Origin of the sequence: Acinetobacter halobius (assembly GCF_044130335.1) — a bacterium.
In the GTDB taxonomy this organism is placed as follows: domain Bacteria; phylum Pseudomonadota; class Gammaproteobacteria; order Pseudomonadales; family Moraxellaceae; genus Acinetobacter.
In genome coordinates, this window is the sequence record NZ_JBIQOD010000002.1 from 183,639 (window position 1) to 198,162 (window position 14,524).

Consider the following 14,524-nt stretch of genomic DNA (forward strand, 5'->3'; position numbering starts at 1 on the left):
CTATTTAAGTAGTTACAAACTTTAAGCGGTCAATCACCATATTACGCATTTCGACAGGATTTTTCTGCAAAATATCCTCCCCAGTACGGCCTTGTTCTGCATTTTTTTGTGCCACTTGTAAACGCATCATCCAAAAACGTGCAGCAGCCATTGCGAGATACAACTCTAGGCAAGATTTTTCATCAGCAGTCAAAGGACGAATGCTTTCATAGGCGTTTAAAAATGCGATGGCCTTGGCTTCATTTAAATGTACACTTGGGTATTCGGTGCAGAAGTCATTCAGCGTAATCGCAATATCGAACAAGAACTCATCTTTATTCAGTTCATAAAAGTCTAAAATGCCCTTGAGCTGATTGCCCTCAAACAAAGTGTTGTCTCGAAATAAGTCCGAATGAATAAAACCTTTTGGACGATTCGGATAAACCGCCGACAATGCATCGTATAGACCCAATAATTTGCTCAATAATGCTTGATCCGCTTCAGTTAAAGTCGGTTTCATGTCTAATGCCACCGCCAGCCAGTAATCATGGTCACGGTATTCTGCACGTTCCAGTGGAAAATCTTGCAGTGCGACATGCATTTTCGCTTGTGCAACGGCAATTGCCTCAGTTTGCTCAAGGGTCGCAGGCATGGGATGTTTGCCCATCATCCGTGGGGCAATTTGTGCGGGCTTCTCTTTTAAGCTATGAATGGCTTTGCCTGAATGACTTAATGGCACGGGTACCGTTAAACCTGCTTGACCCAAATGCTCAAGTACAGGAACCAACTCGCCTGCGCCTTGTTCATCCATCTCTTCAAATACAGTTAACACGTACTGCACAGCATTTTCACACACAATAAAATAGTTCGTATTTTGAATACCGCCTTGAATCGGGATCAGATCCATCACCTCTAGTCCATAAGGTGCTGCAAACGCCTGAACTTCCTGTAAAGTCAAAGTGGTATAAACCGACATATAAAACCTGCGAAAAAACTTACATAAGTTTGATAGAATACCTGCTCCGACTATTAAGGTGTAGCATCTAAGTCGCGAAGTTTCATAATCGGCTGTTATTTTTGGAAAAAATTATGCTAGCTAAACGTATTATTCCTTGCCTCGACGTAGACAACGGTCGTGTAGTGAAAGGTGTTCAATTCCTTGATATTCGTGATGCAGGTGACCCAGTAGAAGTAGCACGCCGATATAACGAGCAAGGTGCTGATGAAATTACCTTCTTAGATATTACAGCAACCTCAAATGGTCGCGACACAACCTACCGTACCGTTGAACGTATGGCTGAAACGGTTTTTGTTCCCTTAACCGTCGGTGGTGGGGTACGTAAAGTTGAAGACATTCGTCTCTTACTCAATGCTGGTGCAGACAAAGTGAGCATTAACTCAGCAGCTGTGTTTAATCCTGAATTTGTCCAAGAAGCATCGCAACGCTTTGGCGCACAGTGTATTGTGGTTGCTATTGATGCGAAAAAAACGGGTGAAAATAAATGGGAAATTTTCACTCATGGTGGACGTAAACCAACAGGCATTGATGCCATTGAGTGGTCAGTAAAAATGGCTCACTTTGGCGCAGGTGAACTGTTGATTACCTCGATGGATGCCGATGGCACCAAAGCAGGATATGACCTCGAGCTGATGCGCCAAATCAATGACCGCGTCACTATTCCAACCATTGCTTCGGGTGGTGTTGGCAACTTACAGCACTTGGCCGATGGTATTTTAAAAGGTGGAGCCGACGCCGTACTGGCTGCTTCAATTTTCCACTTTGGGCAACACACCATTCCTGAAGCGAAGAAATACCTTGCAGAACAAGGCATTGAAATGCGTTTATAATTGACAGCATCATTCTGAAATGATTAAAAGAGTATCGAAAGATGCTCTTTTTTTTATGACTTCAGTTTTTTATAACTATTTAGAACAACAATTAGAGATCAAACAGTGCAAGACTTACAGGTTATTTTTCTTATCTTTGGCATCGCTTTCTTATTTCTATTACTGTACCTATTAAGAAAATACACAGATCATCCTTTTACCATGTTCGCCATTATTCCCCTCTTAGGCTTGTGCATGTTTAGTTATGTAATGTTCTCAGAATACCAACTCACACAGTATTATAAAAAAGCCTTTGCCGCCCCTGAGCAAATTCGTTATTGCGGAACTTTTCATCAATGGGTAGAAATCAGACAGCAAAACCGACACAACGTCAGCATTGAAAAAGCCTTTTATTTTCAAAATGATCGACAAGGGTTCATATTTACCAACAGTCTACAAGCCAGACAACGCTTTCCAGAGCTGAACACATTAAAAGCGAATGACCCCATTTGCTTCCAGTTTTCTCCACAGTATAAGGACGAAATGGATCGCTATATTTTAACGGGCTTTAAAAAACAGATGAATTAAAAAGCTCAATTCCACTGTACTCATTCACAGCTAGTGCCATTGCCTCAATTATGCAGCAGATGTTAAAGCTTAGAATGCTCTCTGGATCTTGTTCGAACCTACACTCTCAATTTTTGAGATAAAAAAAGGGAGTCTTGCGACTCCCTATAAACCTAGAATAACGACTATATTGCTCTGTTAAACTGGAAAATGAAAAATGACGTACTAAGCTCATGAAGTGAAATCACCTCATCAACAGCTTTACTATAAGATGTTCAAATGATGAAATATTGACAATACATACCAATTTTATTGACAAATCACGACAACTCTCACATTGACCCTATTATCCAGCGATAGTTTCTGTCATCTGCCTAGGCTTACTCTCAACAGCTTCTGGTGCCTTAACCCATTTTGCAGGAAAGACCTGATTTACCCATTGAGTTAAACGCTCAGACACGCCTTGAGGCAAGGTAATGCCCAATGGATTTTGTTCTTGCAAGTCCAATGATGAAATCACGCGAGTCCCTAAAATATAGTCAAACCACGGCTTAGTCACACACCAGTTGGCATCCTGATTAGAGTTCATGTGGTGGTCATAGTGCCACGGAATTTTACGCATTGCCCAGTCAGGTTCTAAGTGCGCACGGCGGTGAATATAATAATAGTTTCCAGCAGAATACAGCACAGATAAAGTCATCCCTTTGGACACTGGATAAAATAATGTTCCAAATACACCCGCGACTACAGCCAGTGAAATGATCTCATTTTTAGTACGCCAGTTACTCCAGCCTTCAACATACCCGTGGTCGTGAAACGCCGTTTTACGTACTTCTCGGTGATGCTCCCAATGTGACTTCATGCTGTCAGGCACAGGGCTGTAGCGTGGCTTACCCGCACGGTGTGTACCATGCAAAATATATTTATGTGCCACCCACTCAAAGGCATTGGCCACCACCAATCCCGCGACAAAACCCTTCCACATGTCAAATCCCTCCTGTTTTCAGATTGAATATAATGTGGAAACTATGCTAAATATTGACCCTAGCATTCCAATTCATTGACAAATCACGACAAGAACAATAGAGCGAATAAATGCAACATTTCAAAGACTACACAGGTTCAGTATACGGCGGACTAGGTCATTTACTTTATGCCTATTGCCAAGCGGTGGGCTATCCAATTTCTGAAAAACTTGAGAAAGTTCAGAATCTAGAACGTTTTGATTATGCTCTGTGGTTAGCGTTGTTGAATGATCTCGACAGCCATCTACAAACGCCGGCTCTCGGACTCGACATTGCTCAATATGTACAACCTAAGCATTTAGGTATCTTGGCCTATATTGCACTATCCTGTGAGACGCTTGGTGAAGCACTGACCCGTTACCATGACTTTCATCGGCTGATTTATGATGGTAGCTCATTATATGTTGCCGTTGAAGGTGAAAACCTATGTTTTGGTTGGGTGGAAATGCCGATTGAACTCACCACACAACTGAGTAATGAAGTGGCAATGGCACTGATGATTCAATTTATGAAACACTTTGTCGCCCATGAAGATATTCAGCTTTATGAAGTGCACTTCACGCATCCTACCCCTAAAAATACCCTACAGTATGAACAGTATTTTAATTGTCGCGTTCGCTTTTCCCAAAGTCGACCGATGATGATGATTCCACTGCGTGAATTATCTATGCCTTTTCAACAAGGCGATCAAACCTTACAAAAACTACTGTTACAGCAAGCCGAAGCCCTACTTGAAAAATTGCCCAATTCCACTCACATTGACCAACGGCTACAACATGCTATTTTGACAGGACTCCAAAAAAACCAATATCAAATTGAGCATATTGCGAAGCAATTGAGCTTTTCAGTACGACAACTACAGCGCCACTTACAACAACAAGGCACGACTTATCAACACAGAATGCAACAAGTAAGACGTGTCTTGGCAGAACAATATTTAAAAGATCCACACTTGAGCTTACAGGAAATTGCCCTCTTGCTCAGTTATTCTGAACAAAGTGCTTTTCAGCGTGCCTTTAAACAATGGACTGAGCTCACCCCGCAACAATGGCGACTACAACACGTTGACTAACAATCCTCAAATTTTCTAAGGTCATCAAGATGTCACGCTTTTTTTGTTAAAATTGATTGAAAAACGATCGTTTTCTCGTTAAATATACGTTGTAAACAAATAAAACATCAATAACTACAAAAGGCGCATTATGAATAAATATCTTGCTGAATTCATCGGAACATTTTGGTTGGTCTTCGGAGGTTGTGGCAGTGCTATTTTTGCTGCAGCTTTCCCTGAATTGGGCATCGGCTTTCTAGGCGTTGCTCTTGCCTTTGGTTTAACCGTTTTAACGGGTGCTTTTGCACTCGGACACATCTCGGGTGGACACTTTAACCCTGCCGTCAGTATCGGTTTATGGGTCGGTGGTCGCTTTGAGAGCAAAGATCTGATTCCCTATATTATTTCTCAAGTTATTGGTGCAATTTTAGCAGCTTGGGTTTTGTATTTGATTGTACAAGGGCAAGCCGGGTTTGTTGGCACAGGAGGATTTGCCAGCAATGGTTATGCCGAGCTCTCTCCTGGTCAGTATTCTTTAATCTCAGCTTTAATTATTGAAATTGTCCTAACAGCAATGTTTTTAATTATCATTATGGGTGCGACCGATAAACTTGCACCTTCTGGTTTTGCCCCAATCGCGATTGGTCTGGCTCTCACACTTATTCACTTGATTAGTATTCCTGTCACCAACACTTCGGTCAATCCAGCCCGTAGTACAGGTGTTGCCCTCTTTGCCGAAACCGCTGCGTTAAGCCAACTTTGGTTATTTTGGGTGGCACCTATTATTGGCGCAATTATCGGTGCCATCATTTATAAAATTTTGGAAAGAAAGGCTTAGACGCTGTTCCCATTCCCTACCAGCATAACGCCCACGAATGTGGGCTTTTTAAATGTTCCACATGGAACATGCTTAGAACTTATAAAAAAGGGTTATCAATTTCCCCTGTCTCTGAACGCTGAATTTTTTCAGGAAGTTGAACCTCGCTTTCTAGCTGTTGCACGATGGCATTGATATAGCTCTGTAATGCTTTGGCTGCGGCTAAACCCACTTGGTCTTTGGTGAGTTGTAAATTGCCATAAATACTGACACAGTCCACGTCATTATCAAGAGTCAAGTCATGAATGGCATGTGACTCCGCTCCCCGTATAAAAGGTTTAAACATATTATTTTTACTCTTATTTATGCTTCAGTCATCGAATAAAGCAGCTGAACCTATACACATCCAGCTGCTTAGAACTTTAACGTAACAGCTGCAAAATATATTGCAACAATACGTCAATCAATTGCTTCACAATAGCATCCTGTGTAGCCGAATCAATGCCTGTACTGTTGGTCTGATCTGTGCTTTTTGCACTCGACTGACTCGACCCCGACTTAAAGTCTTTTTGTAACGCTTTGAGCTGCTCTGATGAAACATCTTCCGCACACTGGCTTTCTGCATCCCAATGCGAATATTGAATGGCATGTTGAGCTTTGACAGCATTTGCTGTCAGCGGGAGCTTGTAGGTATTGCGCTTTTGTTCTTCTGTCAGTTGCGGAAACAGATTCATTCCCAACTGCTCTTCCAAATAGCAAACACTGACAACTTTTACCTGCTGTGAATTATCATTCGGTGCATAATACGCCCCAATCGCCCCTGTTTTTGGCATATACACAGCCTTATAAACCGCACTCGGAACAATCACTCCCTGTCCAATGGTTTTAAGCTTCTTGCCCTGAAATACAGGTCCAGTCACTACAAAAACATCAAGCTTTTGTTTGGTCACAATTGCGCGCGTCGCTTCTTCTAATTCACGCCAGACCTGCTGATTATTTTTAGGGGCTTGCGGTACCATATTGGCCAAAGAAAAACTGTCAAATTGTGCATCTTTATTCGGCATATCGGCATTAGGCGCCATGTGTCCACGGTCATAGCCTGAGCCTCGATAGTCGGACAATGTCGCGCGATGGGTTACCGCAACATTTGATTCCTCATGGAAATTATCCTCGCGCGGGATTTTCTGACTCAGACGTTGTGGCGTCAACGCTTCTGCTACCCACAGTGGTGTTTTTGAAACACCCGAATACATGACATTAAAACCATTAAAGCACAGTGCATAACTGTGTTTGCTCAAACTATCTTTCAACAAATAGGGCGGAGTTTCTCGGTAAAACTGCTCTAAACAGGCTGCATTGGAACTTGGACTTAAAGAAACGTATTGCTGAATTTTTTCCTGACCAAAGGCAATTGCAAAACTTCCTGTTGCCACTAATCCCAAGATGAATTTCAGCCCATTTTGATTAAACATTTTAAATACAGACTGACCTGAACCGCTTTTCTTCTTCGCCATCACAACTACATAAACATCTATTTTTCACGAGCTTAACAATCAGCGTATACGAAGTATATCGCTCTAAAGCTATTCGCATAACAATTAAACAAAACTGCAAATTTAGATGATTTTGCATGTAACAAAATGTCTTTTTTGTAGAGTTTTTCTACGGCAACGTGATGCGATTGCGTATCTTTGATTGCTGTCACTTCAAATTATATGCCAAGGTAAAAAGGAATCGAACAAATAATACATGCCTTTTACGGAGTTCTTATGCATTCTAAAATTTTAATGTCAATTGGTTTAATCGGTACAGTGGTCAGTGCTTCTGCTTTTGCTGAACCACCTATTCAACCCGGCGATACTTTGGAAAGTCTATCTCAAGCCAAAATAACCACAACAGTGAACGGTCAACCAGGCTCAATTCAAGAACTCCTAAATTCAGGGCAAATTAAATTACTTGAACCGAATGTTGCAAATGTTCCCGCTCCTGTGAATCAAGCTACTCAGGGTACGCCAAATGACCAAGCTATGATGCCAACCACAACTCAGACTGAGGTGCCCGTGCAACAAGTGATGCCTGATGCATCAGCTCCACAAGAAATCGCCGCCACGCCTACTGAACAACACCCTCTAGCACCGAATGCCGAACTCTCAGCACAACAAGCTGAAGCAGCACTTAATGATGCTGTCGCACCAGCGGCAAATGTAGATATGAACACTGCACCAGCGGCTACACCTCAGCTCGATTCTTCGGCTGAAGCACCAGTAAATGCAGTTGAATCTGACTCATTGCCGTCACCTGATGCACCCGCTCAAGCTTTGCAAGATGCTTCAATGGAACAACCCATGCAAGCGATGCCTGAAGCACCAGTCAATGATCCAATGAACTAAGATCACAATTCATTTATCCTCCAAAAAAAACCAGCGTAAACGCTGGTTTTTTTAAAGTTTAAATCTCGATTTGACTACCTAACTCAACCACACGGTTCGGCGGGATTTGGTAGAAGTCACTCACCGGACTGGTATTTCTTTGCATCGAAATAAATAATTTCTCACGCCACGGCATCATGCCCTCACCCACCGTACTGATGATCCGCTCACGTGAAACGAAGAAACTGATTTGCATCAGGTTATATTCAAGCTCAATCGCTTGATAAACGGCTTCAAGTGCATAAGGAATGTTCATTTCGTCTTTAAAACCATAATACAATTCAACGCGATAGAAATGTGGATTCATGGTTTCAACATGGAAACGATTTTGTTCCTCTACATACGGCACATCCTGAATTTTGACTGTCAAAATGATGTTCTTTTGATGTAACACTTTATTGTGCTTCATATTGTGTAGCATCGCATGCGGTACAACAGTCGGTGTTCCAGTTAGGAAAACAGCCTCACCTTCAACCCAGTTGGCCTGTTCGCCAATACTTTGTACAAATAAATCCAGCGGTAGAGTATCTTGCTGAAGCTTAGCAAAAGTTAATTCTCGACCTTGCTTCCACGTCATTAATAATAAGAAAGCAATACCACCAATCAGCAAAGGAACCCAACCACCTGAAAGCACTTTAAGTGAAGTTGCACTGACCAAGACCAAATCTAAAGTTAAGAATGGAATAATCAGCAGTACCAATTTTGGCATGCTCCATTTCCATGTATAACGAATAAATACAGCAATCAGCAAAGTGTCACACAACATAGTCATCGTCACGGCTAAACCATAGGCATGAGAAAGCTGCGAGCTGGTTTGGAAAATCAGAATCAGAATAATAATTGACGCTAACAAGACCCAATTCAGCAAAGGAACATAAATCTGCCCCTGCTCTAAATCTGATGTATGTTTAATATTCAAACGTGGCAAATAACCCAATTGAATCGCTTGACGAGCCAAAGAGAATACCCCTGAAATCACCGCCTGAGAAGCAATGACCGCAGCCATAGTAGCCAAGAAGATCATAGGGTACAAAGCCCACTCTGGCACTAAAAGATAGAACGGGTTTTCAATGGCTGTTGGATCGCGAAGTAATAAAGCCCCTTGCCCTGCATAATTGAGCAATAAACAAGGTAAAACCACAATAAACCATGCCAAGCGAATCGGTACTGGTCCAAAATGTCCCATATCTGCATACAGTGCTTCACCACCCGTTACTGTCAGTACCACGGCTCCCATAATAAAAAACGTCATTAAAGGATGGGTCACAATAAATTGAATGGCCCAATGCGGACTGAGCATGCCTAAAACCAAAGGCGTTTGAATAATGCTCGAAATTCCAAGTATGCCGAGGGAAAAAAACCATAATAAAGTGATAGGTCCAAAGAATTTACCGACAAAAGCGGTTCCATATTTTTGCATCACAAACAAAGCTGTGACCACACTAATTGCAATCGGCACAATATAAGGGTCTAGAGCATCTGTTGCGATGGATAAGCCTTCTACAGCAGATAAGACTGAAATAGCTGGGGTGATAATACCATCCCCAAAGAATAGTGAAGCCCCAATAAAACCAATCGAAATTAAAAGCAATTTTCTACGATCACTAAAATTCGTATTGCGTAAATTGAGTGCAAGCAATGCCATGATGCCACCCTCACCATTGTTGTCTGCACGCATCACAATCGCAGCATATTTAATGGTAATGACCATCGTCATAGTCCAAAAAATAATCGACAGAATACCCAAAACATTCTCTGGGTTAATTCCTAGACCATGTGCAGCATGAAATGATTCTTTCAATGCATAGAGTGGGCTGGTTCCAATATCCCCAAACACAACCCCTAAAGCGGCCAAGGTAATCGCAGGCAGTGCGGCTTTTTTTGCAGTACTTTGCATAATCTTGTCTTCAATTATCGACACTATTTTTGCGAATCATATCATTGAGCTAAAACTTTTGCTCGAATTCAATTGTTTCACCTTGTCGATAGCCATGTTTTTCGATATTATCCTCCGCCATGGTGAAGTGTCCGAGTGGCTGAAGGAGCACGCCTGGAAAGTGTGTAAACGTTTATAGCGTTTCGAGGGTTCGAATCCCTCTTTCACCGCCAAATTAGCTTCCCGTAGTATCCAACGGGGTACTAAAAGGCTTAAGCCACATAGGTTTAAGCCTTTTTTATTGTTTTGTTAAATCCTAGCACATCCATTGCAATCCCCCATATCGTGGGGGATAATTGGGGGACAGACTTTTTAAGTTATTTTTCGTCCCCCAATTTGCACGGATACCATTAAAAATGCTTACTGATGCTCAAGTTAGAAAAATAAAGCCACTTGATAAAAAAAAGCGCTATTCTGACGAAAAAGGACTATATCTGGAGGTTACACCTTCAGGTGGAAGGTTCTGGCGTTTAAAATATAGATTTAATGGCCGTGAAAGCACCCTAACCATTGGTAGCTATCCAGAAATCACACTTGCCCAAGCTCGTCGTACACGTGATGAAGCCCGTATCCAGCTTTACAATAGTATTGATCCGAATGCCATAAAGAATGAGCGTCTACAACAAACAGATGAAAGTACTCTTTTCAGATCCCTAGCTATGGAATGGATGGAAGATCGAAAACCTGTAATTAAAGAAGGTACATATTTACGCGACTTGTCCGTATTCGAGAAAGACCTTTTTCCAGCATTAGGACATATGCCTATTGATCAGATTAAAGGTAAAGATGTCCTTGCTTGTGCTAAACAAATCGAAGCTCGTGGTGCTCAAGAGATGGCTAAACGCTCAATACCTTTAGCTGGACGTATCTTCCGTTATGCAATTCGTAAAGGTCTTATCGAGAATGATCCTACTCCTCACCTTCAAGAAGCTTTAAAGCCTCGCAAAGTAAAGCATATGGCTCGCTTAGATATTTCTGAATTCCCTCCTTTCCTTGAACGCATGGATCATTATCACGGCAACATATTAGTCAAGACAGCATTACAGTTCATGACCTTAACTTTTGTGAGGACAGCTGAACTCATTAATATGGAATGGGATGAAATTGATTTTGAAAATAAGTTATGGCGCATCCCAGCTTATAAAATGAAAATGGCCCTACCTCATATTGTTCCTTTATCTCGACAAGCTATTGCACTCATCGAAGATCTAAAATCCCTTACAGCTAATAAACAATTTGTTTTTTATAATCACAGTACTGCAAAGCCCTTAAGTAACAATGCTCTTTTAAGTGCCATTCGTACTATGGGCTATACAGGTAAAATGACAGGACATGGCTTCCGGGGGCTTGCATCTACAACGTTACATGAGCAAGGCTATATGCATGATGCAATTGAAATACAGTTAGCTCACACAGTTGGTAATGCCGTTTCTCAGGCGTATAACCATGCACAGCATTTAGAATATCGAACAAGAATGATGCAGGAATGGTCGGATTTTATTGATGGATTGAGAGAGAAAAATTGAGCCTTTACCTAAACATAAAAGGAGTTAAGCTATTTATTTAAAAGACTACACCTTAACTCTAACCTGAAAAAATATAATCTTATAAAAAGTATATGAAATTTCAAGTTATTAGAATTAAATCTAATATTACCTTATTTTTTGATTTTATTTGTTATAATGAAAAAAAAGGGGGGGAAATTATGGGGCAAAATATTTTAAATCAGTTAAAAAGTTATGGATTACCAATTCAAGCTCCTAACCAGCAAGTAATTTACTCAAACTTATTAGAATCAGGACAATTATTACAAATTTCGAATGGTTATAGTTTTTCAAAATCTTTGAGTTGTGATCATAAGTGGAAAGAATATCACCAAAATATTTTCGCATACTTAAAAACCTTACCTGAAGCAGATGTTAACGAAATAGTTGCAAAGCTAGATTATCAAGATTGGCATTGGGAATGGATCAGTAAAACAGCTGGTACAAAAGCTGATAATCAATATGAATGGTTCTTTTTAGATGTAGGCTCTTCAGTTGAAGCAGCTTGTTTAATTTATTTCCCTAAAGAAAGCTCTCTACAACCCATTGAAAATATTTTCTACATTGAGTTCATAGCAATCGCTCCGTGGAATCGATTCACCCCTTTAGAAAATAAACGTTATCGTGGGTTAGGAAGCCTACTACTATTAGAAGCCGTTAAATTTCTGGCTCAAAAATATGGAAATTCAAGACGCTTTTCTTTACATGCATTGGAACAAGCTGAAAGTTACTATATTGATAAATTAAAGATGCAACATTTATCTATTAATGATAAGCCAAGTCTTAAGTACTTTGAGTTACCACATCATGTTATTGATTCTATTTTTGGAGAGGTAGCATGAGTCTAGAGTTAGAAGTTATATCAGCAAGTGCAAATATAAATTCAACATATGAACTATATGCCGAGTTTAGTAAATTTCATTCTTATATTAATGAAATGCCTAAAGCTATTAAAGTTAAATTAGGTATAACAGATGAGAACTATCAAAATTTTTTCTCTATCTATTTAAACAATCCTACTAAATCTTTATTTAAAAAGAATGATTCAGCAGATGAATATTTAGTCGATTATTGGGTGTCAACAGTTAGTGGAAAAGCAAAATTTCTAGATGGTTTTTTGAATAAAAAATATAAATCTATTAATAAAGACTTTTTACAACACATTTATAATACTAACATCAAAAAAAATAACCTCTCTGAAATTCAAAATACCCTTTTAGAACAAGGTATTTATTTAATCTTTGAAGAAGCCAAACCAGGGACTAAAGTCGATGGAGTTGCATTAATAATTAATGAAAAACCCGTAATTGCGATGTCTCTTCGACTAAAAAACTTGGATAGTTTTTGGTTTACATTATTACATGAATTAGCACATATAGTTTTACACTATGATTTACTTAAAGAACCAATTGTTGACTATTTTGATGAAGAAAATCAAAATGAAATTTGTAAAGTAGAACAACAAGCAAATAGACTTGCACGAGATACAATGATTCCAAAGGCATTTTGGAGAACAATTCAAACTATTAGAAATAGTTCAGAATTAATTAATTACTCAAAGCTATATGACATTCACCCAAGTGTGATAGCGGGTAGACTATGTTTCGAGAACAATGAATGGCCCAAGTATGCTACTCTTAGATCGGAGTATAAAATAAGTGAGTAATTTTAATTATTATGCATTTCTTAAATTTAAAAGAAATGAAGTATTTGCCCTAAACGATTTAACAGATGACTTAAAAGCCAGAGTTAACGTATTTTTTGATATGCCAAATGAGTTACCTTTTAAATCAAGAAAAGAAAAGAAAGAAGAATATTCACCTCAAGAATTGTTAGATTTTAAAAATAAATCTTTTTCAAAGAAGATTAGTGAACAAATAACTTATTTAGAATCTAAAATAAATTGGTTAACAGAATTTTATTTTGATAATTATGATATTGATCCTTTAGTTTCAATTGATGGTAAAACATATAACTATCAATCTATTATTGATAATTTCGGCATGCGAGGAATGATCCCTGTATGTGGCGTAGATGATAGGACTCCTGCTCATTTAGCTTCAATAATTGATAGTAAAAGATTAGGTAAATTCAAAACAGATAAGATTGCAATCAGAATTATCCAATCTGTATTTGAAGATTATGACTACATTGAAGATGAGTTCAATGATTTATTAAAAATATTAAAAGATAATTTTTCCAAAATCATACTTATTTTCGATCTAAGATACATCGAAGATCATTTAAATATTACAAATGATTTAATTAATTTTTTTAAAAAAATTAATTTATCAGAATTTCATGAAATAATTATTTCAGGATCATCTTTACCAAAATCAGTAGCTAATCTAGTAGAAACAAATAAAAAAATTCATTTAGAAAGAAAGGAAGTTCTTGTTTACAGCCATATAATTGAGAAAATTCCAAACATACATTTAGGGGATTATACTTGTGTGCCACCTGACACTAATTTCCTTGATTTATATATTGAGGATATTGCCAGTAGAATGACAGGTAAAATTTTTTATATTTATGAAAATAAAGTCTTAGTTGCACGAAGTTCTCGATTAAAAGGGCAAAGAGCTCCCTTCAAACCTTTACTTGATTATATTGTCTCCCAACCTTTTTTTAGAAAAGAAAAATATTCTTTAGGGGATAAATACATTGTTGATAAGCAACCTAATGGAACTGGCATTAATGCCTCATCTATTTTAAGACCCAACATTAATCTACACATGTCATATATGTTGAGAGATTTTTCTATTTAAAAGAGAATTACATACAAACTCATCCACTTCATTTGAAGTAGATGAGCTTTTAATAAGTTCAATCAGATCGAATCTAGTTGATCTTGAGTTAAAAGAAATACTTTTCTTCTTTAAAAGTTTTTGCATCTCCTCTTTCCACAGAATTTTAGATGCAATATCTTTTCTATAGAATGGATTATAGGATGACTTCCTTATATATTTAAATATAACTGATTTATTATCTGAAGGTATAGCAACCACAACCCCCCAAAAGATTGGCAGTAATTCTAATGCTTTTTTTAAGTGTTTATGAGTGGTTATCAAAGTGTTTTTTTTGAAAGATGCCTGATAATAAGCTAATTGTTTTGAAATACGCTCAATTTGATCATTATCTCCTTTTATTTCATAACAATGGGAATAGCTATAGATAGCAATAATATCTGGACGTGCAGAACCATCAGAAATTGTCACTTCATTCAAAATCAGTTGAGGTTTAATCGCCTTTCCATTCAGCCATGTAATAAGTTGAGGCCTTATTTCAGCATCATTGAGTAGAATCATGTTGTGTTGGTTACCATTCAATATTGGTAAATTATACCTAA

General features: G+C 38.7%; 15 protein-coding genes and 1 tRNA gene. 10 read left to right on the plus strand and 6 right to left on the minus strand.

Annotated elements, in window-relative coordinates; all coding sequences use genetic code 11:
• Positions 1-4: 4 nt before the first annotated feature.
• A complete protein-coding gene (locus tag ACE01U_RS03180) occupies positions 5-955 on the minus strand; it encodes a homoserine kinase (protein WP_086209083.1) in 951 nt (316 codons plus the stop codon).
• Between the two features lie 113 nt (positions 956-1,068).
• On the opposite strand from ACE01U_RS03180, the gene hisF reads away from it, so the two are divergent.
• Positions 1,069-1,827 (plus strand): imidazole glycerol phosphate synthase subunit HisF, encoded by a 759-nt coding sequence (gene hisF / locus ACE01U_RS03185; RefSeq protein ID WP_489752745.1) that lies wholly within the window; start codon positions 1,069-1,071, stop codon positions 1,825-1,827.
• A gap of 234 nt (positions 1,828-2,061) precedes the next feature.
• A complete protein-coding gene (locus tag ACE01U_RS03190) occupies positions 2,062-2,394 on the plus strand; it encodes a hypothetical protein (protein WP_395578685.1) in 333 nt (110 codons plus the stop codon).
• Positions 2,395-2,719: 325 nt separating this feature from the next.
• Here ACE01U_RS03190 and ACE01U_RS03195 read toward each other — a convergent pair whose 3' ends face one another.
• Entirely contained in the window at positions 2,720-3,358 is a 639-nt protein-coding gene (locus ACE01U_RS03195; RefSeq protein ID WP_086209086.1) for a hypothetical protein, read from the minus strand.
• Positions 3,359-3,468: 110 nt separating this feature from the next.
• Between ACE01U_RS03195 and ACE01U_RS03200 the strand changes: the two genes are divergently transcribed.
• On the plus strand, positions 3,469-4,470 hold the full coding sequence (locus ACE01U_RS03200) for an AraC family transcriptional regulator (RefSeq protein WP_291373748.1): 1,002 nt from the start codon (positions 3,469-3,471) through the stop codon (positions 4,468-4,470).
• A gap of 130 nt (positions 4,471-4,600) precedes the next feature.
• The gene (gene aqpZ, locus ACE01U_RS03205; protein WP_086209088.1) at positions 4,601-5,287 is read left to right on the plus strand and encodes an aquaporin Z; all 687 of its coding nucleotides are present in this window, start codon (positions 4,601-4,603) and stop codon (positions 5,285-5,287) included.
• A gap of 79 nt (positions 5,288-5,366) precedes the next feature.
• On the opposite strand, the gene ACE01U_RS03210 is transcribed toward aqpZ, so the two are convergent.
• Both ACE01U_RS03210 and ACE01U_RS03215 read right to left on the minus strand, forming a co-directional pair.
• Complete coding sequence (locus ACE01U_RS03210; RefSeq protein WP_395578686.1) at positions 5,367-5,612, minus strand: hypothetical protein; 246 nt, start codon at positions 5,610-5,612, stop codon at positions 5,367-5,369.
• Positions 5,613-5,688: 76 nt separating this feature from the next.
• The gene (locus ACE01U_RS03215; protein ID WP_395578687.1) at positions 5,689-6,780 is read right to left on the minus strand and encodes a DNA/RNA non-specific endonuclease; all 1,092 of its coding nucleotides are present in this window, start codon (positions 6,778-6,780) and stop codon (positions 5,689-5,691) included.
• Positions 6,781-7,035: 255 nt separating this feature from the next.
• Between ACE01U_RS03215 and ACE01U_RS03220 the strand changes: the two genes are divergently transcribed.
• Positions 7,036-7,656: a hypothetical protein gene (locus ACE01U_RS03220; protein ID WP_395578688.1), complete on the plus strand. Its 621-nt coding sequence runs from the start codon at positions 7,036-7,038 to the stop codon at positions 7,654-7,656.
• A 58-nt stretch (positions 7,657-7,714) separates the two neighbouring features.
• Here ACE01U_RS03220 and ACE01U_RS03225 read toward each other — a convergent pair whose 3' ends face one another.
• Positions 7,715-9,592, minus strand: a complete 1,878-nt coding sequence (locus tag ACE01U_RS03225) for a potassium transporter Kup (RefSeq protein ID WP_086209092.1) — start codon at positions 9,590-9,592, stop codon at positions 7,715-7,717.
• 121 nt (positions 9,593-9,713) lie between these two features.
• Between ACE01U_RS03225 and ACE01U_RS03230 the strand changes: the two genes are divergently transcribed.
• The 5 genes from ACE01U_RS03230 to ACE01U_RS03250 all read left to right on the plus strand — a co-directional run bounded on the left by ACE01U_RS03230 (position 9,714) and on the right by ACE01U_RS03250 (position 13,943).
• Positions 9,714-9,804 (plus strand) — tRNA-Ser (locus ACE01U_RS03230).
• Between the two features lie 183 nt (positions 9,805-9,987).
• Positions 9,988-11,157 (plus strand): tyrosine-type recombinase/integrase, encoded by a 1,170-nt coding sequence (locus tag ACE01U_RS03235; protein WP_395578689.1) that lies wholly within the window; start codon positions 9,988-9,990, stop codon positions 11,155-11,157.
• A gap of 92 nt (positions 11,158-11,249) precedes the next feature.
• Positions 11,250-12,017 carry a hypothetical protein gene (locus tag ACE01U_RS03240; protein WP_395578690.1) on the plus strand — a complete coding sequence of 256 codons (768 nt, stop codon included), beginning with the start codon at positions 11,250-11,252 and terminating at the stop codon, positions 12,015-12,017.
• Entirely contained in the window at positions 12,014-12,841 is an 828-nt protein-coding gene (locus tag ACE01U_RS03245) for an ImmA/IrrE family metallo-endopeptidase (RefSeq protein WP_395578691.1), read from the plus strand. Before ACE01U_RS03240 ends, ACE01U_RS03245 begins: the two co-directional genes overlap by 4 nt.
• The gene (locus ACE01U_RS03250) at positions 12,834-13,943 is read left to right on the plus strand and encodes a beta family protein (RefSeq protein ID WP_395578692.1); all 1,110 of its coding nucleotides are present in this window, start codon (positions 12,834-12,836) and stop codon (positions 13,941-13,943) included. Before ACE01U_RS03245 ends, ACE01U_RS03250 begins: the two co-directional genes overlap by 8 nt.
• Here the strand turns inward: ACE01U_RS03250 and ACE01U_RS03255 are convergent.
• Positions 13,914-14,483 carry a sce7726 family protein gene (locus tag ACE01U_RS03255; protein WP_395578693.1) on the minus strand — a complete coding sequence of 190 codons (570 nt, stop codon included), beginning with the start codon at positions 14,481-14,483 and terminating at the stop codon, positions 13,914-13,916. The genes ACE01U_RS03250 and ACE01U_RS03255 overlap by 30 nt on opposite strands.
• Positions 14,484-14,524 lie beyond the last annotated feature (41 nt).